Here is a 23,754-nt window from a genome sequence, read left to right as displayed (position 1 = left end):
TCAACCCTGCTTCTTCACCTCGAGCCGGAACTTGTGCAGCAACGGCTCGGTATATCCGCTCGGCTGCTGGCGCCCCTCGAAGACGAGCGCCTGCGCGGCCTTGAACGCGATCGTGTCGAAGCCCGGCGCCATCGGCTGGTAGAGCGGATCACCGGCGTTTTGCGCGTCCACCACCTTGGCCATGCGCTTGAACGTCTCCTCGACGAGCTCGCGCTTGATCACACCGTGATACAGCCAGTTGGCGATGTGCTGGCTCGAAATACGCAGCGTCGCGCGGTCTTCCATCAGGCCGACGTTGTGAATGTCCGGCACTTTCGAGCAGCCGACGCCCTGGTCGATCCAGCGCACCACATAGCCGAGAATGCCCTGCGCGTTGTTGTCGAGCTCGGCGCGGATTTCGTCGTCGCTCCATTGCGCCTGTTCGACGACCGGAATTGTCAGCAGGCCGTCGAGCAGTTCGTCGCGCACCGTCGCATAGTCGGTGCGTTCGAGTTCCTGCTGGACCGCCTGCACGTCGACCTGGTGATAGTGCAGCGCGTGCAGCGTCGCCGCGGTCGGCGAGGGCACCCACGCGGTGTTCGCGCCGGCCTTCGGATGGCCGATCTTCTGCTCCAGCATGGCGTGCATCAGGTCGGGCATCGCCCACATGCCCTTGCCGATCTGCGAGCGGCTGCGCAAGCCAGCGCTCAAACCGACCAGCACGTTGCTGCGCTCGTACGACGTGATCCACTTGCTCGACTTCATGTCGCCCTTGCGCATCATCGGGCCCGCTTCCATCGCCGAGTGCATCTCGTCTCCGGTGCGATCGAGGAAGCCCGTGTTGATGAACGCGACGCGCGCCGACGCTTCGGCGATACAGGCGAGCAGGTTCACGCTGGTGCGGCGCTCCTCGTCCATGATGCCCATCTTGATCGTGTTGCGCGGCAGCTTCAGCAGGTCTTCGACGCGCGCGAACAGTTCGCTCGCGAACGCGACTTCCGCCGGTCCGTGCATCTTCGGCTTCACGATATAGATCGAGCCGGTGCGCGAGTTCAGCTTGTTCTGGCGGTCGCGCAGCGCGCACAGCGTCGTGATCACCGCGTCGAGAATGCCTTCCGGAATCTCGTGGCCGTCTTTCGTCAATACGGCCGGGTTCGTCATCAGATGGCCGACGTTGCGGATGAACAGCAGCGAGCGGCCATGCAGCTTGACCTGCGACTTGCCGTCGGCGCCGATGTATTCGCGATCGGCATTGAGCCGGCGCGTGAAGGTCTTGCCGTTCTTCGTGACCTGTTCGGTCAGGTCGCCGTTCATCAGGCCGAGCCAGTTGCGATAGAGCTGCACCTTGTCATCGGCGTCGACGGCTGCGACCGAGTCTTCGCAATCGATGATCGTCGTGACCGCCGCTTCGACGACGATGTCCTTCACATGGGCGGCATCGGTCTTGCCGATCGAATCGTTCGCATCGATCTGGATCTCGACGTGCAGGCCGTTGTGCTTGAGCAGCACCGCCGACGGCGTGCTCGCGTCGCCCTGATAGCCGACCAACTGCGCAGGTGTCTTCAGCGCCGTGGTGCCGCTCTTCAGCGCGACGACCAGTTGGCCGTTCTCGACGCTATAGCGCGTTGCGTCCGCGTGCGAGCCGTTCGCGAGCGGCGCAGCCTGATCGAGGAACTTGCGCGCGTACGCGATCACAGCTGCGCCGCGCACCGGGTTGAAGCCCTTCTGCTTTTCCGCGCCGTCCGTTTCGGGGATCGCGTCGGTGCCGTACAGCGCGTCGTACAGGCTGCCCCAGCGCGCGTTTGCGGCGTTCAGCGCGTAGCGCTGGTTCGACAGCGGCACGACGAGCTGCGGGCCGGCCTGTCCGGAGATCTCGCTGTCCACGTGGTCGGTCGCGGCCTGGACGCTGGTGGGCACGGGCACGATGTAGCCGATGCCTTCGAGAAACGCACGATACGCGCGCAGATCCCGCACCGGGCCGGGATTGGCCTGATGCCAGTTGTCGAGTTCGCGTTGCAGGCGGTCGCGCTCGGCGAGCAACGCCCGATTTTTGGGCGCCAGCTCGTGCACGAGGGCGTCGAATCCCGACCAGAAGGCGGCGCTGTCGATTCCGGTGCCGGGCAGGGCTTCGGATTCAACGAACTGGTCGAGGTTGGCGGCGACCTGCAGTCCGCCGCGCGGGTTCATCTGAGTCATCGACTGCTCCATCTGTTATGGGACCGACGAGGGGGCATCGGTCCGCGTTGTGTCTCGGGATTGCTTTGGCGCTCGGCGCTTTACACGCCGAGCGCCTGAATGCCGGCTTTCGCGATCTGCGCATCCTGCTCCGACTTGACGCCCGACACGCCGACCGCGCCGACCACGTGGCCGTCGACGATCACCGGCACCCCGCCTTCGAGCGTGCCCTGCAGCGGTGCGCTGAGGAACGCGGTGCGGCCGTTGTTGATCATGTCTTCATAGACCTTGGTTTCGCGCCGGCCGAGCGCCGCGGTGCGCGCTTTTTCGGTCGCGATATACGAGGTGGAGGGCGCCGCGCCGTCGAGACGCAGCACCGCGAGCGGATGGCCGCCGTCGTCCGCGACGACGATCGCGACAGGCCATTTGTTTTTCTCGGCTTCCGCACGGGCGGCATCGACAATGCGGGTCGTCTCGGCGACGGTCAACATGGGTTTGGTCAACATAATGAATTTCCTGTCTCGGTGATGGGAAGGTGGCTTCTACAGCTTCTTTCGGTAACCGGCGATGCGGCGCTTCAGGAGATCCTCGGGGCTGCGTTGCAACCTTCTTGCGGCTCTCCGGCGCGCGCCTGATTCGACGATTTTACTTCGGCGCGAGGCAGCGCGAAACGGCGGCCTCGTCAGGCGGCTCTGCCCGTGCGCTCGACAGTGCCGCCGCAACGCCACGCGCCGGGCGGTCCACAAGCGCGGCCTGGTTCAGAAATAACGAGGTAGACCAGCAGATGAGCTGGTTTTCGAAGCATTCATTGCGGCCAGACAATGGTCGCGCCGCGAGCCGTAGCGGGGGCGACGGCTTCGGTTCATCGTTGGATGACAGCGGCAAGCGGACCAGGCCCGGTTCACGCTTTCACGAGTGATCCAGACCCGCGCATGGGGGACGCGAACACCGGTTAGCCGCCCACGAACCAGCCGAAACCAGTGGAAGGCAGCCGAAACTGGCTGATACGCCCGAAGAAACGTTCGATCTGCGTTCGACCTGTTCAGGTCGGTTTCCCGCACTCGCCGACAATGAGGCCAACCGGGGCAGCAGCATTGACTATGATCGCGCTGTCAGTCCGGACCACACGATGACGGCTCGGCGGTGCGACCCAGTCAGCGAGCGGGGGGCGTTGATGAATGGCGATCGCGGAGAAATCCTTGCACCCAGTTTTCGGGGCGACGTCCGAGGTCGGGTGCGCGATGGCAAGGTGGGCGAAGCCCAAACATATTCCAGCGCATAGTGCAGGCAGCGTACGCATGGTGTGTCCTCCTTGTGCGAGAGAACCAGTAGAGTGCCAGTCAACTGTCTGTCAGCTTCGATCAGTGGGGCATTGCAGCGATCAACCTTGCTCCGCGTCGGCAGTGGCGGATCGATCGTTGGCTCGTTGAAGGCACGACAGGCCTGGTACGCTTTCAATCTATGCAGTGGCGATTAAAGCAGGCTTAAAGGCTTTCCCCGTGCCGGCACGATGATGATCGCCCGTTCTCTCCACCGTGCGGGGACGCCTTGTGGCAGGTGCCTGACCGTTCGCCCGACGCGACCTCGACCCGCGCGAGTGGGTGATCGTCTATCGCACCGAGCGCGGGTTCTGCTGCATGTACCGGGGCGAGCCGGTCGAATTCGACGAGATGCTGGACGTGCAGATATGGTCGGAGGAAGAGGACGTGCGGCTCTGGTACTTCGGGCTTTGAACTGGTCCGCGCGTCGTGCGCTGCGCGATTGCAGGCCTTCGTCTGAATGAATTGGTGTCGAACTGCCCCGATTGACGTTTTATCGAAGAATGCAGGATTCACTTGAATTTATGTCACAACATGCCTATCCTCGCGGCGAGTGGTGCGGAACACCGTACGGCGATATTGCTGGTTGTTGCATAGGGTCCGAGAGAACGTCCACTCGTCTTCAGGCGACAGAAGGCGATTCCCTCCGCCCAGCTTCACGGCTGGGCTTTTTTTTAAATTGACCCATACGTGATGGTGAATCCGTTCGCCGCTTTCTTTCGATTCCTTGACAGAAGAACGCTGCAACATGCTCGGCGGCTGTCGTTCCGCTATGGGATTTTCTGGCTGGGCGCGGTGGCCACGGGTCTCGTCGCAGTTCTTTACGCGCACCTTATTGACGCATGTTATGATATATTTCGGCGCGTTACCGCCGTCCGCTGGTGGCTGCCTTTCCTGCTCACGCCGGCTATCGGCGCGGCCAGCGTATGGATCACGAGGCGGTTCCATTCCCGGCGCGAAAGGCAGCGGCATTCCTATCCAGCGCGCTTTCGGGCAATCCGCGGGTTCGATCTCGAACGCAGGCTCGCCCTCGCCGGTGCCGCCGCAGGCCTGTCGGCGGCGTTCATTTGCGGTAGCGTGAATGCAACGGTGGGCGATCGGATTGCTGAGGACTTGATGCCGCCGGATTCATCGGGTCCCTGGGCCGGGATGAGCTTGTCGAGCGGCTCGTGCGCGGCGGCCGTTGCGTGTCCCATGGCGCGATGGTATGCGGACCGCGCCGAGGAGCACTTCAAGTCGCGCACTTCTTTCGGCGCAGGCAGTTTCGCGCTCAGCGCCTTGGGTTTCGCGGCTTCGCGCATCAATTGGTGATCTCGATCTCGGTAGGTGATAGGCGACCGGCGCGACATCGCGCGCTCGACCGCCCGCCACGGATCGATGTAGCGGTAGCGAGGCGGGCTGGTATTGCGTGACCGTAGCAGGAACTTCCGGCGTCCTCGACCGTATGCCGCGGCTATGCCTCCTCGCCTTTTTCATCCTGTCCGATCACGATGCTCGTCGACGACGCAAACATATAACGCGGCACATCCAGATTCTGGGGCGCGGGTTTGTCTTTGAACACTCGACCGGCCAGGTCGTAAGTCGAGCCGTGACAAGGGCACAGAAAGCCCCCGGGCCAATCGTCGGGCAGACTGGGTTGCGGCCCGGGCTGGAAGCGGGGCAGCGGGGTGCAGCCGAGATGGGTGCACACGCCGATCACAACGAGTATGTTGCGATGATCCGGGCGCGACCGGTATTCGTTGTTGCAGTAGGCCGGCAGCGGTATCGAGAACGGATGCGCGGTATGCGGGTCGGCGACCATCGGGTTGGCCTTGAGCACGGCCGCCAGCATCTCGTTGGTTCTGTTGACGATGAAAATCGGCTTGCCGCGCCACGCCACGGTCATCATGCTGCCGGGCTCGAGTCTGCCGATGTCGGCGCTGACTGGCGCTCCGGCTGCCCTCGCACTCGCTGGCGGCGCAAACGAGTCGACAAAAGGAACGACGACCGCCACGCCTCCTATGGCGCCGACGGCCGATGTGGCGATGAGCCATCTGCGGCGGGTTTCGTCGAGAGGCTCGCTGGAACCGTTTTTCATGGCAAGCTCCGAGTCGGTTCGGTTGCCCATCGCGACTTTTCACGAGTACCGGTTACCGAATGCACCGCCGCGATCGTCACGCGCTGGAAAGCCGGCGAATCGGATCGCGTGCGGCCAGAAAGGCGAAACGCCGGTCTACATCGACCACAGGAACACTTCATGCACATGCGACGACGGAGCGATATTCACGTCCCTGCGCTCCGTCTTGCCGTTATATGTGGCGCTTACGCTATACCGGCCGTGAGGCAGCGACGCCAACAGGAAAGGACCCTTTGCGGTGGTCTGCAATATCGTATTGCCGTGCATGTCGGATAGCGTCACCGGGATATTCGCAAGGTATTCGTTGCCGCTAGTCGCCTTGCCCGCAAACTCGAGCGTGAGTGGATACCTTGGCATGACCTCCTTGATAGCGGTGGATTGGCCAAGGCCGATCCCGCCGCTCAGGAACGTAACCTCACCCTCGTGCTGTACCGCGGGTAAAGGCTGAGTTGCCGCGAACGCGTATTGGACGCTTGCACTCAGTGCGAGTGCCGTCAAGCCAACTTTGACGATTGCGTGCTGGTTCATTTCGAGCTCCTCGTAAAGTGTGGCGATGAGGTACGCGTCGCCACTGCGCTGTCAAGGTCTGTCCCTAGCCCATGTCGATGGTGACGAACATGCGCTGTCCGTCGCGTTGGACCAATAGCGCGACCGCGTTACCGCTGTTCGCCGCTTTCCGCCGGAACTGGGCGGGACTTGCTACATGAGTGCTGTCGACCATCAGGATGATGTCTCCCGGTTCGATGCCGGCGAGCGCGCCGGCCCCCGTGCTTTTTTCGACCAGGACACCACCTTCGACACCTGCGTCGTGTCGCTCCTGTGCGGTCAAACCGCGCACGGTCAGCCCATCGGGAGCTGCGACCTGCGCAATGGCCGGGGTCTCGGCAGGAGTGGCATTCAGACTGCCAAGCGCGACTGTCGTATCGTGCGTGGCGTTATCGCGCCAGTACACGAGATGGACGGATGTGCCCGGTTTGAGATCGGCTACTGTGACGGGCAACTGGGTCGAATCTGGAATATCAACGCCATTGATCTTCATGATGACGTCGCCTGGTCTGAGACCGGACCTGGCAGCCGGTCCTCGCGGGTCGACCGAGCTGACGAGCGCCCCTTGCGGCCTGTTCAGACCGAAAGATTGCGCAAGCGGCCAGCTGACATCCTGAATCGTGATGCCGAGGCGTCCGTGTTCCGCCTCGTGATGCAGTTGCAACTGTCGGGCAACTTTCATCGCTTCATCGATCGGCAGCACGAACGCGGCTCCTTCAACGTCGCCGATCTCTTTCGTGATAGGCATTTCGATCCCAATGACGTTGCCGTTCAGACTGAACACCGGGCTGCCTGCATCGCCCGCATTTTCGGTCACGTCAGTCTGGATAAGCGGTACATACGACTCGCCTGGCAAAGGCCGCGACATGTTGCTGATGATGCCTGCCGTCACCGTGTCGTTCAGTCCATAAGGGGAGCCGATCGAGACGACCCACTGACCGGCCTTGTTCGCGGACGGTGAGCCAATTTTGACTGTCGGCAGTTTGGTGGCGGCAGTCTTGAGCAGCGCGATACCGCTCGCTGGGTCGTCGCCGACCACCGTGGCCTTGAACTTGCGACCGTCCTTTAGCGTCACGCTGATTCGGGTTGCTTTGGTTATCAGGCTGGAGTCGGTGAGAATGTAACCATCGGCGGCGATGATGAATCCAGAGCCGCTGCGTTGCGAAGCCAGGCCTGTCGCGCCAGAAGGGGCGTAGGCGAACGGCTGGAACTGCCGGGTAAAAGGATCGTCTTCGCTGCCGGCCGGCGGCCAGAGGGGAGTGAAGGTGGCGACGGGTTGAGCCGCTGTCACGCTGATATTGACGACTGCTTTGCCTTCTTCGCTGACGAGGCGCGAGAAGTCCGTCACTATCGCGGGCGCCGTGTCGTGGCCTGGAAGCCTGGCAGCCGGCACATTCGCGCCAGAGCTTACGTTGTTCGGAGGGGATTGCGCCATGCAGCCCGCGGACACCGCCACGGTCAGACATTCCACGATCAGGAAGTACTTGAGGTTGTCGCGTCGCATCACATGCCCCCCGACACGAGCAGCTGAGTCGGTTGAGTCGGAGTAACGCGTCTGTCCGATGCGTTCTCCATGCTGCTGTGATTCGACTCTAGGTCGCCACTTTTAAAACAAGCTTAAAAAAAGCCCGATGAGAGGGTCCGGCTCGCACGTCCACGTCAACGCTAATTTCGGTACTATACGGATCTACTTTTCAGTCCCCGATTTTCGCCGGAACTGCGCTCCCGACGCGCGTGCAACCATGCCTACCATCAACGAACTATTCGTCTATCCGATCAAATCCTGCGCGGGCATCGCGCTCACCGAGGCGCGGCTGTTGGCGACGGGCCTCGAATACGACCGCAACTGGATGATCGTCGATCCCGAAGGCGCGATGTTCACGCAGCGCGCGTATCCGCGCATGGCGCTGATCAAGGTCGAACTCGGCGCAGAGGAGCTGATCGTCAGCGCGCCGGGCATGCGTGAGCTGCGCACGCCGCTCGATGCCGCGCGGCTCGCCGCGGCACCCAGGGTCGCTACCGCGGTGTGGCGCGACGCGGCCTACGGGCTCGACACCGGCGAGGAAACGGCGGCCTGGTTCACGGAGTTCCTCGGTCTGCCCGCGCGCTTGCTGCGCTTCGATCCCGAGCGGGAACGCGTCGTCGATCCGGACTATACGGACAGCACGGGGGGCGCCACGACCTTTTTTGCCGATGGCTTTCCGCTGCTGGTGGTCGGCCAGGCCTCGCTCGACGATCTGAACGCGCGCCTGAACGGCAAAGGCGCACCGTCGATCAGAATCGATCGCTTCAGGCCCAATATCGTGCTCAGCGGCCTCGATGCCTATGAAGAGGACTATGTCGAGACACTCGCCGTCGGCGCGAATGCGGACTCGAGCGCGCGCGTCGAGTTACGGCTCGTCAAGCTGTGCTCGCGCTGTCCGATGCCGACCATCGATCAGGCGCGCGGCGCGCCCGATCCCGACTGGCCGAACGAGCCGACCGACACGATGCTCGGTTACCGAGTCAGCGAGCGCTTCGACGGCGCGGTCACGTTCGGCAACAACGCGCTGGTCGCGAGCGGGGCGGGGGCCTGGCTGCGTGTCGGGCAGCAGGTCGACGCGGAGCTCGGGTTCGGCGATTGATGGGATGAAAGGCGGGCGAGGCCCGCTTCGAGCGCCGATCAGGCTGCCCGCGCCATGGCCGACGCGGATAGTGTTTGCCCATCTCGATTGCCGCGAGCTTCGCGTTCCCAGCGAGGCGCTTCAGCGCTCTCGCCAACCGCATTGCCCACCAGAATCACCGCCGGACTGCCGAAGCCCGCGCCGAGCGCATCGGCGGCGAGCCGATCGAGCCGCGTCAGCAGGCGCCGCTCGCCGCCGCCGCCGGCCCACTGCACGACCGCGGCCGGCGTTTCGGCCGGCAGGTGCGCGAGCAACGCAGCGGCGATGCCGTCGATGCGCCGCATGCCCATATAGATCGCGAGCGTCGTGCGCGTCGCGGCAAGGGCGCCCCAGTCCGGCTCGCCGTGATCTTCGGTGTGCGCGGTGACGAAGCTCACGCCGTGGCAATGCCGCCGATGCGTGAGCGAGATGCCGAGGCCTGCGGCGGCCGCGAAGCCCGACGAGATGCCGTTGACGATCTCGACCGCGAGGCCCGCATCGCGCAGCACCGCGAGTTCCTCACCCGCGCGACCGAACAGCAGCGCTTCGCCGCCTTTGACGCGCACCACGTGCAGACCCTTGAGCGCATAACGCCGCATCAGCCGCTCGATGAACGCCTGCGGCGTCGAGCGGCAGCCGCCGCGTTTGCCGACGCGAATCACGCGCGCCTGCGGCGCGAGCGTCACGATGTCGGGATTCGCGAGGTCGTCGAGCAGCACGACGTCGGCGGCCGCGAGCGCCTTGACGGCCTTCAGCGTCAGCAAGTCGAGGTCGCCCGGGCCCGCACTCAGCAGCGTGACCTTGCCGGTGTTGGTGTTCATGTTGGTGTCCTTATGCCGTTGGTTTCCGTGGCCCGAAACGAAAACGGCGCCCGCCCGTGAAGATCACGAGGGGACGCCGTTGTCCATTGCATTGCCTGTCGACGGTTGAGTCTGCGCGTCGCGACGACGTTGCCGCGATGACGTTGCGCAAGAGCAAGGCAAGGACCACGCCATCGATCCGATCAAGGCGCGCAAGCCGTTGCACACATTGCGATTCACGCGGAAAACATGACGGCGATCGCACGCCCGTGCGCCTTCGTTTCGCACGTCGACAGTGCTGCGTCGCACCATCCCTGTGCCTGGCCGCCTCAAAACGCGTCGCGCGGGGGATCCGGTCCGACGCCGCGCGACTTGCCGCAAATCCCGGCCACACCGCGCTTTCGGGCGCATTTATCGAAATTGGCACAGCCCTTGCAATAAGCGTTGCCATCGGACCAACGTGGGTTCGTCGCGCTTGCAGCACAACTGCACGCGCCCCGCAGCACCCAACAGGACAACGGCGTCCCCCGAATTCGGCCCCTCGGCTGAATTCGCGGGACGCCGTTTTTATTTCCGCAATCGCTTTCGCCAGACACCAGAGGACAGCGCGCTCATGAAAATCATCGTTATCGGTCACGGGATGGTCGGCCACAAACTGGTCGAATGCCTGGCGCAACGGGCCGCGCACGATCTCGACATCACGGTGCTGGGCGAAGAATCGCGACCGGCCTACGATCGCGTGCATCTGTCCGAGTTCTTCTCGGGCAAGACCGCCGATGACCTGTCGCTCGTCGAGCCGGGCTTCTTCGAGCGCCACGGCGTGCAACTGAAGCTGAACGCGCGGGCGGTCGCGGTCGATCGCGACGCGCGCACGGTGACGGTCGAGACCGGCGAAACGCTGCCGTACGACCGCCTCGTGTTCGCGACCGGCTCCTATCCGTTCGTGCCGCCGGTGCCGGGCCGCGAGCGCGGCGACTGCTTCGTCTATCGAACGATCGACGATCTCGAAGCAATGCGCGAATGCGGCGCGCGCTCGAAAACGGGCACGGTCGTGGGCGGTGGCCTGCTCGGTCTCGAATGCGCGAAGGCGCTGCGCGACATGGGTCTGCAAACGCACGTGGTCGAATTCGCGCCGCGCCTGATGGCGGTGCAGGTCGACGACGGCGGCGGCCGCGTATTGCGCGGCCGGATCGAAGAGCTTGGCGTCACGGTGCACACGCAGAAGAACACGACGGCGATCGTCGACGGCGAAGCGGGCACGCACCGCATGCAGTTCGCCGACGGCAGCCATCTCGACACCGACATGATCGTGTTCTCCGCCGGCATCCGTCCGCGCGACGATCTCGCGCGCGCATGCGGCCTCGAACTCGGCGCGCGCGGCGGCATCGCCATCGACGACGCGTGCCGCACCAGCGATCCGCACATCTATGCGATCGGCGAATGCGCGCTGTGGCACGGCCAGCTGTTCGGGCTCGTCGCGCCCGGCTACGAGATGGCGCGCGTGGTCGCGAAGCAGTTGCTCGGCGACCCGGCCGAATTCGCCGGCGCCGACATGAGCACGAAGCTGAAGCTGATGGGCGTCGACGTCGCCAGCATCGGCGACGCGCACGGCAATACGCCGGGCAGCCGCACCTACCAGTTCAGCGACGAACGCAAGCAGATCTACAAGAAGCTCGTCGTGTCCGATTGTGGCAAGCATCTGCTCGGCGGCGTGATGGTCGGCGACGCGAGCGAATACGGCACGCTGCTGCAGATGATGCTGAACCGCATCGAGCTGCCAGCGTCCCCCGAATTCCTGATCCTGCCGCAAGCGGACGGCAGCGCGAAGCCGGCGCTTGGCGTCGAGGCGTTGCCCGCGGCCGCACAGATCTGCTCGTGCAACAACGTGTCGAAGGGCGAGCTGTGCGCAGCCGTGTGCGCGGGCGCGACCGACATCGGCGCGTTGAAGAGCGCGACCGGCGCGGGCACCTCGTGCGGCGGCTGCGTGCCGCTCGTCACGCAGGTGATGAAGGCCGAGATGAAGAAGCAGGGCCTCGCGGTGAACAACCACGTCTGCGAGCACTTCCCGTATTCGCGCCAGGAGCTGTATCACCTCGTGCGCGTCGAGGGAGTGCGCAGTTTCGGCGCGCTGCTCGCGAAGCATGGCCGCGGGCTCGGTTGCGACATCTGCAAGCCGGCGGTCGCGAGCATTCTCGCGTCGTGCTGGAACGAATTCGTGCTGAAGAAGGAGCACGCGTCGCTGCAGGACACCAACGACTACTACCTCGCGAACATCCAGCGCGACGGCACCTATTCGGTCGTGCCGCGCATGCCGGGCGGCGAAGTGACGCCCGACGGCCTGATCGCGGTCGCGCAGGTCGCGAAGAAATATGGCCTCTACACGAAGATCACCGGCGGCCAGCGTGTCGATCTGTTCGGCGCGCGCGTCGAGCAATTGCCGTCGATCTGGGAAGAGCTGATCGCGGCCGGCTTCGAATCGGGTCACGCGTACGGCAAATCGCTGCGTACGGTGAAGTCGTGCGTCGGCTCGACGTGGTGCCGCTATGGCGTCGGCGATTCGGTCGGTCTCGCGGTCGAACTCGAGAATCGCTACAAGGGCCTGCGCACGCCGCACAAGATCAAGTTCGGCGTGTCGGGCTGTACCCGCGAATGCGCGGAAGCGCAGGGCAAGGACGTCGGCGTGATCGCGACCGAGAAGGGCTGGAATCTGTACGTGTGCGGCAACGGCGGCATGAAGCCGCGTCACGCGGAACTGCTCGCCGCGGACCTCGATAAGGCGACGCTCGTGCGCTATATCGACCGCTTCCTGATGTTCTACGTGCGCACCGCCGACCGACTGCAACGCACCAGCGTGTGGCGCGACAACCTCGAAGGCGGGCTCGACTATCTGATCGACGTGATCGTCGACGATCGCCTTGGCGTCGCCACCGAGCTCGAAGTGGAGATGCAGCATGTGGTCGACACGTACGAGTGCGAATGGAAAAAGGCCGTCACCGATCCCGAAACGCGCAAGCGCTTCCGCCATTTCGTCAACAGCGTCGAGTCCGACAGCAACGTCGCGTTCGTCGAGGAGCGCGGACAGATCCGGCCGGCAACGCTCGCCGAGCGGCAGGTGCAGCGCATCGGGATTCCCGTTGTCGTCGAGACGGTTTGACCTCATCCGATTCCCGCTTAACTCAAAAGGAGCCCAGTCATGAAGAACGAACGCTTGCCCCGCGCCTGGACCGCGGTCTGCGCACTCGACGACATCGTGCCGAACACCGGCGTTTGCGCGCTCGTCAATGGCGAACAGGTGGCCGTGTTTCACGTCGATGGCGGCCAAGTCGAGTCGCCGGCCGAGCCCACGGTCTACGCGATCGAAAACTTCGATCCGGGTTCGCACGCGGCGGTGCTGTCGCGCGGACTCGTCGGCAGCCTCGGCGAGCGCATCGTGGTCGCGTCGCCGATCTACAAGCATCACTTCGATCTGCGCACCGGCGAATGCCTCGAAACGCCGTCGTATTCGGTCAGCGCATTTGCCACGCGCGTCGAAAACGGCCAGGTGTGGGTCGCCGTTTGAGGTAGCGGCCTTTGTCTTTGTCCATCGTTCAGATATTTCAACCCGATCATTCGCGCATGTCTGCTACCAGTGTAAAGAGCGTGTGTCCATATTGCGGCGTCGGCTGCGGCATGGTGCTGCACGTCGAGGACGGCCAGGTCGTGAAGATCGCTGGCGACAAGGAGCATCCGGCCAACCTGGGCCGGCTCTGCACCAAAGGGCAGTCGGCCCACGTCGCGCTGCGCAAGTCGGGGCGTCTCGAAGGCGCGTTCGTGCGTCGTGCGCGCGACGAAGACCCGGTGCCGCTGCCGATGGCGCAGGCGCTGAGCGATACCGCCGCGCGTCTGCGGCGTGTGCTCGATGAGCATGGTCCCGATGCGCTGTCGTTTTACGTGTCGGGGCAGATGTCGCTCGAAGCGCAGTATCTGGTCAACAAGCTCGCGAAGGGCTTTATCGGCACGAACAATATCGAAGCGAATTCGCGCCTGTGCATGGCGAGCGCGGCGAGCGGCTACAAGCTGTCGCTCGGCGCGGACGGCCCGCCCGGCTCGTACGAAGACTTCGATCACGCGGATCTGTTTTTCGTCAGCGGCGCGAATATGGCCGACTGCCACCCGATCCTGTTCCTGCGCATGATGGATCGCGTGAAGGCAGGCGCGAAGCTGATCGTCGTCGATCCGCGCCGCAACACGACCGCCGTGAAAGCCGATCTGTTCCTACAGATCAAACCCGGCACCGACCTCGCGCTGCTGAACGGTCTGCTGCATCTGCTGCACGAAAACGGCGCAACGGATGCGGCTTTTATCGCCGAACACACCGAAGGCTGGGACGCGATGCCCGCGTTTCTGGCCGGGTACACGCCGGAGAACGTCGCCCGCATCACGGGCCTCGCCGCCGACGACATCCGTCGCGCCGCGCAGATGATCGCGTCAGCCAAAGACTGGATGAGTTGCTGGACGATGGGCCTGAACCAGAGCACGCACGGCACGTGGCACACCAACGCGCTGTGCAATCTGCATCTGGCGACGGGCCGCATCTGCCGGCGCGGCAGTGGACCGTTCTCGCTGACGGGCCAACCGAACGCGATGGGCGGTCGCGAAATGGGCTATATGGGCGCTGGTCTGCCGGGGCAGCGTTCGGCGCTGGTCGCCGCAGATCGCGCGTTCGTCGAAGCACTGTGGGGCATCGCACCGGGCACGCTCAAAGCGGACGCGGGCAACGGCACGATCGACATGTTCGCGCGCATGGCCGCGGGCGACATCAAGGCGTGCTGGATCATCTGCACGAATCCGGTCGCGACCGTCGCGAACCGGCAGACCGCGATCGCCGGTTTGCGCGCGGCCGAACTCGTGATCGCACAGGACGCGTTCCTCGATACCGAAACGAACCGCTACGCCGACGTGCTGCTGCCGGGCGCATTGTGGGCCGAAGCCGAAGGCGTGATGGTCAATTCGGAGCGCAATCTGACGCTGATGCAGCAGGCCATCGAACCGCCCGGCGCGGCGCTGCCCGACTGGCAGATCATCGCGCGCATCGCGTGTGAAATGGGCTTTGCCGATGCGTTCAGTTATGCGAGCGCCGACGAAGTGTTCGCCGAACTCACGCGCGCGGCGAATCCGGCGACCGGCTACGACCTGCGCGGCGCGAGCCATCGCCGCTTGAAGGACTCGCCACTGCAGTGGCCGATCGCGTCGGCCGATTCGTCCGAGCGCAATCCGCTTCGCTATCTGAATGACGGCGTGAGCCAGACACTCAGGGAGTCGGAAGATGGCGGCCACCCGCGCATTGCTTTTCCGACCGCGAGCGGCAGGGCGAAGTTTTTCGCGCATGCGTATCAGCCCGCGGCCGAGTTGCCCGATCGCGAGTTTCCGATCGTGTTGAACACGGGCCGTCTGCAGCATCAGTGGCACACGATGACCAAGACCGGCAAGGTCGCGATGCTGAACAAGCTGAACCCGGGACCCTTCGTCGAAATTCATCCGGACGACGCGGCCGAACTCGGGATTCGCGCGAAGGACGCGGTCGAGATCCGTTCGCGGCGCGGCCGCGCGGTCCTGCCCGCCGTCGTCACCGACCGTGTGAGCGCGGGTCAGTGCTTCGCGCCGATGCACTGGAACGACGTGTTCGGCGACGAACTGTGCATCAATGCGGTGACCAACGACGCGGTCGATCCGGTTTCTCTGCAGCCCGAACTGAAAGTCTGCGCGGTCGCGCTGAGTTTGGTGACGGTGGATCGCGACGCGAGCGCTTGCAATGACGACGATGCGCTCTCTACCCCCGCCGACGCAGCGGTTTTAGCGCCTAGCGCCAAGGATCAACCCATGCCTCGTATCGAAGCCCTCACCACTTTGCTGCAACTGCCGCCCGAGCCCGCGCCCATGCCGTCGCTCAGCGATGCGGAGCGCGCGTATCTGGCAGGTTTCGTCAGTGGCCTGCGTTCGGCCGAAGCGCAAGGTCTCGTCAACGTGCCGGTGCTGCCGCACAGCGCACCGTTCGATGCGGTGAAGCGGCTCTATGTCGATGGTCTGCTTGCGGGACTGTATAGCCGCAGCGCGACGACAGCCCAGACGTCGACCGCTGCCTTGCGGCCGAATCTCGCACAGGAAGAGCCACGCGAATCGGGCGTGCGCATCGTGCGCGCGCGGCCGAAGGTCACGCTGTTGTGGGCCTCGCAAACCGGCAACACCGAATCGCTGACCGAGCGTTACGCGACGCGTCTGATGGAATCGGGCTTCGAAATCCGCACCGCGTGCATGGCCGACTATTCGTTCGCGACGCTCGCGAAGGCGCAGTACGTGCTGCTGATGACGAGCACGTTCGGCGACGGCGATGCGCCCGACAACGCGCAGGACTTCTGGACGCAACTGAACGCCGCCACGGCGCCGCGCCTCGACGGCGTGCGTTTCGCGGTGCTCGCGCTCGGCGATCGCAACTACGATCAGTTTTGCGGTCACGGCCGCCGTCTGGACGAGCGGCTCGCCGCGCAGGGTGCGCTGCGTCTGACCGAGCGCGTCGATTGCGATATTGAATATCAGCAAAGCGCCGATGCATGGCTCGAACGCGTGATCGTCTGCATCAAGCAGGCGGATGCCGCGCTGTACGCGGTGCCGCCGGGCGGCATGATCAACGCGGTGGTGGGCGCGGTGCCGACCAAGGCGCGGCCGGCCGCGTCGCGCGTCGTCGGCAATCTGCGCCTGAACCGGCAGGGCGCCGCGAAGGATACGCGCTACGTGTCGCTGCAAACGGGCGAGACGAACCTCGAATACGAAGCGGGCGATGCGCTCGGCGTGTGGCCGAGCAACTGCCCCGAACTCGTCGACGAACTGATCACGCTGAGCGGTTTGCACGCGGAGGCATCGGTGCACGTCGCGGGTATCGGCGACATGCGGCTCGCCGATGCGCTCGGCAAGCACTACGAGATCGCGCGGCCGAGCGCGGAGGCGCTCGCGTTCGTCGCCGCGCGCAGCGGCAATGGCGCGCTGGGCGATCTGCTCGCGCCCGAACGCAAGGCGGATCTGAAGCAATGGCTATGGGGACAGCAGCTCGCCGACGTATTGCACGAGTTTCCGGTGAGCCTCTCGGCCGCCGAGCTGACCGGCATGCTGAAACGCCTGCAGCCGCGTCTGTATTCGATCGCATCGAGCCCGAAGGCGCATCCGGGCGAAGTGCATCTGACGGTATCGGCGGTGCGGTATACGAATGGGCGGCGGCACCGCAAGGGCGTGTCGTCGACGTTTCTCGCGGATCGCGCACGCGACACCGACGTGCCCGTGTTCGTGCAGAAGTCCGCGCACTTTCGTCCTCCTCATCAATCGGACACGCCGATGATCATGGTCGGGCCGGGCACCGGCATCGCACCGTTTCGCGGCTTTCTGCACGAACGGCAGGCTCGCGGCGAGCGCGGACGCAACTGGTTGTTCTTCGGCGAACAGCATGCCGCGACCGACTTCTACTATCGCGACGAACTCGAAGCGATGCGCGCGAGCGGTCTGCTGACCCGGCTCGACGTCGCGTTCTCGCGTGACCAGGCCGACAAAATCTATGTGCAGGACCGCATGCGCGAACACGGTGCGCAACTGTGGGCATGGCTCGAAGACGGTGCGCATTTCTATGTATGCGGCGACGCGAACCGGATGGCGCGCGATGTCGATGCGGCGCTGAAGGACGTCATCACGACTCACGGTGGCATGAGCGAAGAGAAAGCACTCGAATACGTGAGCCGTCTGACGCGCGAAAAGCGTTATGCACGCGACGTGTATTGAGCCGCCGATGCGTTTCAGAAGATGCCTTTAAAAAGGCCTCGTAACAGACAGCATGATGGCATGACGCTTGCGTGTCGATCCCGGTGAAAACTCCGGGCGACGTGTCGGTGCAAAACACAAGTAACGCAGCAACTGGACTACCAGGCATTTTATTTACTGAGGATCTCTGATGAAAAACGTGATGCACTCCCTGCGAAGCGGTGATTGGCGCGCACTCGTCGCCTGCTTTCTGTATTTCGACACGGGCTTCACCGTCTGGGTGCTGTATGGGCCGCTCGCGCCGTTCATCAGCAAGAGCATCGCGATGACGCCCGCGCAGCAGGGTCTGCTCGTCGCGGTGCCGGTGTTGTCCGCGGCGATTCTGCGCGTGACGCTCGGCAATCTGTATCAGTCCGCGCATGGCAAACGCATTGCGTTGATGGGTGTGTTGCTGTCGGCGGTGCCGACGATCGTGCTGCCGTTGCTGCAATCGGTGCCGTCGTACGAAATGCTGCTGGTGCTCGGCGTGTTCCTTGGCGTCGGCGGCGCCAGCTTCGCGGTCGCGCTGCCGATGGCCGGCAGCAACTATCCGCCGAAAGTGCAGGGCCTCGTGTTGGGGCTGGCCGCGGCCGGCAACATCGGCGCGGTGCTCGACGGCTTCCTGTTCCCGCAACTGGCGACGCGCTACGGTTGGCAACTCGCCGCGGGCGGCGCCTTGCCGCTGCTCGCGATCGCCGCGATCACGCTGTACTTCTGGGCTAACGACGCGGGCGTCAAAACCGGCAGCGTGCTGCGCGCCTTCGGCAGTTTCGCGACGACGCTGGTCGGCCTGATCGCGCTCGTGCTGCTCGTCGAAGCAGGGCTATTCGGCGCGGGCAAGGCCGGCGTGCTGCTGCTGCCGGTGATCGGTGCGCTGCTGGCGATCGCGGTGCTGCCGCAACGCTACCGCTCGGTGCTCGCCGAGCGCGATACGTGGGTCATCATGTTCGTCTATAGCATCACGTTCGGCGGTTTCGTCGGCATGTCCTCGTATGTGTCGCTGCTGCTGACCAACCTGTATCAACTGTCGAAGATCGACGCGGGCCTGTTCATGGCGCTGCTCGCCGCGACCGGCGCGATGGTGCGCCCGCTCGGCGGTCTGATTGCCGACCGCGTGTCGGGCGTGCGCGCGCTGACCGTGCTGCTGGCGATCATCGCGGTTTGCGATTTCCTGTTCGCGGCGGCGATGCCGTCGCTCGCGGGCGGCATTGCGTTGCTGCTGTGCCTCTATGTCGCGTTCGGACTCGGCAATGGCGCGACGTTCCAGCTCGTGCCGCATCGCTGGGCCGGCCGCACCGGGCTGATGTCCGGCATCGTCGGCGCGGCGGGCGGCATCGGCGGCTTCTATCTGCCGGTCGTGATGGGCATCGCGAAGGAAAGCACCGGCAGCTACCAGATGGGCTTCGCGACGTTCGGCACGCTGTCGGCTTGCGCGTTCCTTGCGATCGTCGCGCTGCGCCGGCCGTGGATGGCGTGGTCGATGCAAACCGGCGTCATGCACGCGCATGCGACGGAGTAAGGCGCGGCGCGCGGCGTCCGGTCGTGCCGGCACCGCACGCATCGCGCTCTGAACAAAGCGCAGTCGAATGCTTGCATATCGGAGGCGGTGCTTCTAATATGCAGTCAGGAGGCTGCATATGAACTCATCGACCGATCGCATCGAAAAGCAGGTTCTGTTGAAGGCGCCGCGCTCGCGCGTCTGGCGTGCGCTGTCCAACGCCGAGGAATTCGGCAAATGGTTCGGCGTGAATCTCACCGGCAAGCAGTTCGTCGCGGGGCAATCCACGCAGGGGCACATCACCTATCCAGGCTACGAGCATCTGCTGATGAACGTGCTGGTCGAGCGTGTCGAGCCCGAGCATCATCTGTCGTGGCGCTGGCATCCGGCCGCGATCGACATCACGATCGACTACACGCCTGAGCCGACCACGCTCGTGGAATTCGATCTGAGCGACGTCGAGTCGGGCACGCTGCTGCGCGTCGTCGAATCGGGCTTCGACCAGTTGCCGGTCGGGCGCCGCGCGCAAGCGTTCCGGCTGAACGACGGCGGCTGGGAGCAGCAGATGGTCAACATCGAGCGATATGTCGGCGCGAGCTAGGGCGGCCCCCGCGAGGGCGGGCCTCAAGGCGGCGACACTGCGCAGTTCGGCGGCGGTGTTCGCGGCGCTCGGTGACGAGACGCGTCTGCGTCTGGTCGCGGCGTTGTGCGCGGGCAGTGCGATGTCGATCGCGCAACTGACGGCCGGCACCGACATCACGCGGCAGTCGGTCACGCAGCATCTGCAGGTGCTGGCCGACGCGGGCCTCGTGCACGACGTGAAGGTCGGACGCGAGCGCCTGTGGGCGTTCGAGCCCGCGCATCTCGACGCGGCACGCCGCGCGCTCGACGCGATTTCGCGGCAGTGGGATCAGGCGCTGCTGAAGCTGAAGACGATGGTCGAAGAATGAACGGCGGGCGTCGTGGTGATTGCACGAAACGAGCCGGCACGCGGATTGGCCGCCTGCCGGTAGGCTGTACGCGACGGCGGGTGCCGCATTTTTTACCGACTGCGAGCGGCACATCGTGCACGGAAGCGCGGAACAACGCAAAAAGGGGCCAAAAAATTGGCCCCCAATCCGCTGTAAAAAAGGAAGAAAAACGAGCCCGCGACTAATCGGCGATCCGCTTGTCGGCCAGCGCGCTCTGGCAGTCGGCCAGAACCTGCCGGACGAGCCGGGCTTGCGGGTCGAGTTCGTCGGTATCGAGAATTTCTTCAACCGCGTCGCGCGCCCAGTCGGCATCGACGAAGCGCGCGTGGCGCCGCGCGATTTCGACCGCAGTGGCCGACAGCTTCGCGACGCACAGCCAGTCGGCTTCGCGCGCGCGGCGGTCGAGCCACTTGTGCGCGGACTGCACGTGAAACGCCGCGTCGGGCCAGTCTTCGTTCAGATAATAAGCGCCGAGGCTTCCGCATGTGAGCCAGCACAACAGCTCCAGGCGGTCACGGGGACTCAGATGTTGGCGTACATCACTCATGGCGACGCTCGCTGCAGTAAATGGCTTCCCGGTGAGGCCGGCGGGCGCCGTCCTCCGCTTTTTACACACGCTTTTTACAAACATTAGCATGCGGAATTCCCGGGCGGCAATTCCTGACCACCCTTAGCGTGCGGTGCCGCCACAGGTGGGGTTTTCGGGCGGTGCGTGAGCGTGGTGCGCTGGCGATCTGATCGCCCGGGACGACCCGTCGCAGCCGAAGCGCCGGCATTTACCGGCTCGCGGCGGTTCCCGGCGCGGCTTCAACGTTCGCCGCGCGTCGCGACGATGAAAAACCGCGGAAACGGCAGCAGCACCGTGCCATCGGCAAGCGCCGGGTAGGCTCTGACGATTTCGTCGCGATAGCGTTGCACAAACGCGCCGCGTTCGGCGTCGTCGAGCGCGGCGAGAAACGGCCGCAGCGCGCTGCCCTTGAACCATTCGACCACCGCGTCGGCGCCCGCGAGCGGGTGGTGATAGACCGTGCGCCACACGTCGACGCGCGCGCACAGCGGCTTGAGCAGCGCGAAGTACCAGTTTGCGTCGTAGCGCATGGTGCGCTCGATACCCTTCAGCTTCGTCGCCCACGGCCCATCGATGGCGATTTCGCGCAGCAGCCGGTGCGCCGGTTCGTCGAGATTGTCGGGCATCTGCACGGCGAGGCTGCCGCCCCTGGCAAGTTTGGCCACCAGCGCGGGGAACAGCCGCTCGTGGTCCGGCACCCATTGCAGCACCGCGTTCGCGAGGATCACATCGAAGGGGCCGTGCGCGTCCCACGTCGAAACGTCGCTGATGTCGAAGCGCAATTGCGGCAGCCGCCGACGGGCCGCTGCGATCATCTCGGCGGAGTTGTCGATGCCGCTGACCGACGCGCCCGGCACCCGCTCGGCCAGCACCTCGGTCGAGTTGCCCGGGCCGCAGCCGATGTCGACCGCGAGCCGCGCGCCGTTCAAGGGCACCGCCGCGAGCAGATCGCGGACCGGCCGCGTGCGCTCGTTCTCGAACAGCATGTACTGCTTCGCGTGCCAATCGCTGTGCTCGTTCGTGGTTTTGTCGGTCATCTTTTGCTCCTTCGCGGGGTTCGTTGCGGCCATTCTCGGCCGCTGACAGCCCGGAGTAAAATGAATTTATGATCCAAATTACTGCATTTTTCTAATGAAAATCGACACGCTCGGCGTGCAGGCTTTCGTCGCGATTGCCGATCGCGGCAGCTTCCAGAGCGCGGCGGATTCGCTGCACGTGACGCAAACCGCGATCACGCAGCGGCTGCGCAAGCTCGAAAGCTATCTCGGCGTCACGCTGATCGAGCGCACCACGCGTTCGATGGCGCTCACCGAAATCGGTCGCAATTTTCTGCCGCAGGCGCGTCGGCTGCTCGGCGAGCTGGCGGACGCGCTCGTCGAGATCCGCGAAACGGGCATCGCGCGACGCGGCGACGTGTCGATCGCGTGCGTGCCGACCGTCGGCGTGCAGTATCTGCCGCGCATCCTGCAGGCGTATTCGGCGCGCTATCCGCACAATCGCATCAAGATTCTCGATCACGCGTCGTCGGCGGTGGAGGAGGCCGTGTTGCGCAGAGAGGTCGAGTTCGGCATCAATATCGCGCGCGAGCATCATCCCGATCTCGCCACCGTGCCGCTCACCGAAGACCGCTACGTGCTGATCTGCCACGAGGACCATCCGCTCGCGAAGCGGCGGCGCATCGCATGGCGACAGTTGCAGCCGTTCCCGCTGATTTTCGCCGGCGAGGTCAGCGGCAATCGCGCGCTGCTCGACGTCGCGCTGGAATCGAGCGAGCTCGCGCTGCGTTCGTTCTACGAGGTGCAGCGCAGTTCGACCGCCGTCGGACTCGTCGCGCAACGCGTCGGCGCGGCCGTGGTGCCCGCGCTCGCGCTGCAGAAGGGCGCGTATCCGAGCGTGCGCACCGTCGAGCTCACGCAGCCCACCGTGTCGCGCACGCTGGTGCTCGTCGCGCGCAAGACCGCGCAGTTGTCACCGGCCGCGCAGGCGCTGTACGACATGATCCGCGAACAGGCGACGCTGAAAACCGGATGACGGCGCGCCGCGCGCAAGGCAAACTGGCTGGCTTCCGAGTTTCATTCCTTCAACCCGTTCAATCCACGCGGCACCCAACGACTCATGCTGCAGATACTCGGCAAGACCACCTCGATCAACGTGCGCAAGGTGTTGTGGACCTGCGCGGAACTTGGGCTTGCGTTCGAACAGGAAGACTGGGGCTCGGGCTTTCGCTCGACCGAGGTCGCCGAATTCCGCGCGCTGAACCCGAACGCGATGGTCCCCGTGATTCGCGACGGCGACTTCGTGTTGTGGGAATCGAACTCGATCATCCGTTATCTCGCGAACCGTTATCGGGGTGACGGGCTGTATCCGGCCGATCCGGTCGAGCGCGCGCGCTGTGATCAATGGATCGACTGGCAGGCGAGCGAATTGAACCGCTCGTGGAGCTACGCGTTTCTCGCGCTCGTGCGGCACTCGCCCGAGCATCAGGACCCGCGCCAGATCGCCGCGTCGTGCGCGAACTGGTCGAAGCATATGGCGATCGTCGAGCAGCAACTCGCGCGCACCGGTGCGTATATCGCGGGCGACGCGTTTTCGCTCGCCGATATTCCGATCGCGCTGTCCGCGAACCGCTGGCTCGAAACGCCGCAGCAGCACGACGATTTGCCGGCGCTGGCCGCTTATATGGCGCGCCTGGCCGGGCGCGACGGGTATCGCAAGCATTGCCGAAACGGCACGCCGTAAGCGTTGATTCGCGCGCTTCTGCAATCTGTCGGCGCTTACAGAATCGGCCTTCAATGCTTACGCTCTGCTTGCGGATTCCCGCGCTCGACGGCTGCTGCGCGGCGCACCCCGCGTCGCCTACAATGGCGGCCATTTAGCGACATTGAAGGTTCAACGATGCGGTTAACGAAATTCGCGCTGGCTTTGCTGGCGGCGTGCTTCACTCTGAACGCGAGCGCCGAAATGACGGCCGCGCAATACAAGCGCTGGGCACACGCCGACAACAACTCGATCTATGCGGCGTACATCACCGGCACGATCAACGCATTCGGCTGGGCGAACGGCGATCTGGTCGCGAGGAAACAGCCGCAGCTGTTCTGTCCGCCACCAACGCTCGCGATCGGCAACCAGACGGTCTATCCGTTGCTCGACGCGTTCTTCGCGAACCATCCGGGCATTTCCGAGGATTTTCCAATCGGGCTCGCGATTCTGCGCGCGTTGCAGGGCGCATATCCGTGCTGACGTGCTGACGTGTTGAAGGAGTGAGGGGAGGGAGGCGAGGAGGGGCAACATCAGGGGCGAACTCGCGAAGCGGGCTCGCCCC

Annotated in this window: 20 protein-coding genes; 12 read left to right on the top strand and 8 right to left on the bottom strand. The window is 64.6% G+C overall.

The features are described from left to right. Positions 1–2,175 (bottom strand): malate synthase G, encoded by a 2,175-nt coding sequence (locus F6X39_RS20675; protein WP_187617921.1) that lies wholly within the window; start codon positions 2,173–2,175, stop codon positions 1–3. Between the two features lie 80 nt (positions 2,176–2,255). Then, a complete protein-coding gene (locus F6X39_RS20670) occupies positions 2,256–2,660 on the bottom strand; it encodes a heme-binding protein (protein WP_184033654.1) in 405 nt (134 codons plus the stop codon). Between the two features lie 1,095 nt (positions 2,661–3,755). Here F6X39_RS20670 and F6X39_RS20665 point away from each other — a divergent pair. Continuing rightward, a complete protein-coding gene (locus F6X39_RS20665) occupies positions 3,756–3,887 on the top strand; it encodes a hypothetical protein (protein WP_262414755.1) in 132 nt (43 codons plus the stop codon). 279 nt (positions 3,888–4,166) lie between these two features. Continuing rightward, positions 4,167–4,784, top strand: coding sequence for a hypothetical protein (locus F6X39_RS37630; protein WP_187617920.1), 618 nt, complete (start codon positions 4,167–4,169; stop codon positions 4,782–4,784). Between the two features lie 142 nt (positions 4,785–4,926). Here F6X39_RS37630 and petA read toward each other — a convergent pair whose 3' ends face one another. The 3 genes from petA to F6X39_RS20645 form a co-directional block, all read right to left on the bottom strand. After that, positions 4,927–5,550 carry a ubiquinol-cytochrome c reductase iron-sulfur subunit gene (petA, locus tag F6X39_RS20655; protein WP_187617919.1) on the bottom strand — a complete coding sequence of 208 codons (624 nt, stop codon included), beginning with the start codon at positions 5,548–5,550 and terminating at the stop codon, positions 4,927–4,929. A 135-nt stretch (positions 5,551–5,685) separates the two neighbouring features. Next, positions 5,686–6,117, bottom strand: coding sequence for a carboxypeptidase regulatory-like domain-containing protein (locus F6X39_RS20650; protein ID WP_187617918.1), 432 nt, complete (start codon positions 6,115–6,117; stop codon positions 5,686–5,688). A gap of 64 nt (positions 6,118–6,181) precedes the next feature. Further along, a complete protein-coding gene (locus F6X39_RS20645) occupies positions 6,182–7,639 on the bottom strand; it encodes a PDZ domain-containing protein (protein ID WP_262414754.1) in 1,458 nt (485 codons plus the stop codon). A 238-nt stretch (positions 7,640–7,877) separates the two neighbouring features. On the opposite strand from F6X39_RS20645, the gene F6X39_RS20640 reads away from it, so the two are divergent. Beyond that, positions 7,878–8,759, top strand: coding sequence for an MOSC domain-containing protein (locus F6X39_RS20640; protein WP_187617917.1), 882 nt, complete (start codon positions 7,878–7,880; stop codon positions 8,757–8,759). A 38-nt stretch (positions 8,760–8,797) separates the two neighbouring features. Here F6X39_RS20640 and cobA read toward each other — a convergent pair whose 3' ends face one another. Next, positions 8,798–9,598 carry a uroporphyrinogen-III C-methyltransferase gene (gene cobA / locus F6X39_RS20635; RefSeq protein ID WP_187617916.1) on the bottom strand — a complete coding sequence of 267 codons (801 nt, stop codon included), beginning with the start codon at positions 9,596–9,598 and terminating at the stop codon, positions 8,798–8,800. Between the two features lie 592 nt (positions 9,599–10,190). Between cobA and nirB the strand changes: the two genes are divergently transcribed. The 6 genes from nirB (at position 10,191) to F6X39_RS20605 (ending at position 19,843) form a co-directional block, all read left to right on the top strand. After that, positions 10,191–12,731, top strand: a complete 2,541-nt coding sequence (nirB, locus tag F6X39_RS20630; RefSeq protein WP_187617915.1) for a nitrite reductase large subunit NirB — start codon at positions 10,191–10,193, stop codon at positions 12,729–12,731. Positions 12,732–12,770: 39 nt separating this feature from the next. Further along, entirely contained in the window at positions 12,771–13,136 is a 366-nt protein-coding gene (gene nirD / locus F6X39_RS20625; RefSeq protein WP_187617914.1) for a nitrite reductase small subunit NirD, read from the top strand. 56 nt (positions 13,137–13,192) lie between these two features. Beyond that, on the top strand, positions 13,193–17,377 hold the full coding sequence (locus F6X39_RS20620; RefSeq protein WP_187617913.1) for a bifunctional nitrate reductase/sulfite reductase flavoprotein subunit alpha: 4,185 nt from the start codon (positions 13,193–13,195) through the stop codon (positions 17,375–17,377). 169 nt (positions 17,378–17,546) lie between these two features. Continuing rightward, entirely contained in the window at positions 17,547–18,914 is a 1,368-nt protein-coding gene (locus tag F6X39_RS20615) for an MFS transporter (RefSeq protein WP_184074054.1), read from the top strand. A gap of 118 nt (positions 18,915–19,032) precedes the next feature. After that, entirely contained in the window at positions 19,033–19,494 is a 462-nt protein-coding gene (locus tag F6X39_RS20610) for an SRPBCC family protein (protein ID WP_187617912.1), read from the top strand. Next, positions 19,478–19,843, top strand: a complete 366-nt coding sequence (locus F6X39_RS20605; protein ID WP_184033686.1) for an ArsR/SmtB family transcription factor — start codon at positions 19,478–19,480, stop codon at positions 19,841–19,843. Before F6X39_RS20610 ends, F6X39_RS20605 begins: the two co-directional genes overlap by 17 nt. A gap of 202 nt (positions 19,844–20,045) precedes the next feature. Here F6X39_RS20605 and F6X39_RS20600 read toward each other — a convergent pair whose 3' ends face one another. Together F6X39_RS20600 and tam are read right to left on the bottom strand one after the other, a co-directional pair. Beyond that, positions 20,046–20,411: a hypothetical protein gene (locus F6X39_RS20600; RefSeq protein ID WP_184033689.1), complete on the bottom strand. Its 366-nt coding sequence runs from the start codon at positions 20,409–20,411 to the stop codon at positions 20,046–20,048. A gap of 260 nt (positions 20,412–20,671) precedes the next feature. Then, on the bottom strand, positions 20,672–21,469 hold the full coding sequence (gene tam / locus F6X39_RS20595) for a trans-aconitate 2-methyltransferase (RefSeq protein WP_187617911.1): 798 nt from the start codon (positions 21,467–21,469) through the stop codon (positions 20,672–20,674). A gap of 94 nt (positions 21,470–21,563) precedes the next feature. On the opposite strand from tam, the gene F6X39_RS20590 reads away from it, so the two are divergent. The 3 genes from F6X39_RS20590 (at position 21,564) to F6X39_RS20580 (ending at position 23,672) form a co-directional block, all read left to right on the top strand. Next, positions 21,564–22,463, top strand: coding sequence for a LysR family transcriptional regulator (locus tag F6X39_RS20590; RefSeq protein WP_187617910.1), 900 nt, complete (start codon positions 21,564–21,566; stop codon positions 22,461–22,463). Between the two features lie 84 nt (positions 22,464–22,547). Further along, the gene (locus tag F6X39_RS20585) at positions 22,548–23,171 is read left to right on the top strand and encodes a glutathione S-transferase family protein (RefSeq protein ID WP_090804880.1); all 624 of its coding nucleotides are present in this window, start codon (positions 22,548–22,550) and stop codon (positions 23,169–23,171) included. Positions 23,172–23,327: 156 nt separating this feature from the next. Continuing rightward, positions 23,328–23,672, top strand: a complete 345-nt coding sequence (locus F6X39_RS20580) for a hypothetical protein (protein ID WP_090804882.1) — start codon at positions 23,328–23,330, stop codon at positions 23,670–23,672. Positions 23,673–23,754: the final 82 nt, after the last annotated feature.

Source organism: Paraburkholderia sp. UCT2, assembly GCF_014397665.1.
Taxonomy (GTDB): domain Bacteria; phylum Pseudomonadota; class Gammaproteobacteria; order Burkholderiales; family Burkholderiaceae; genus Paraburkholderia; species Paraburkholderia tuberum.
The sequence above is the reverse complement of the archived record's forward strand: the minus strand, read 5'-3'. Positions and strand labels throughout refer to the sequence as shown.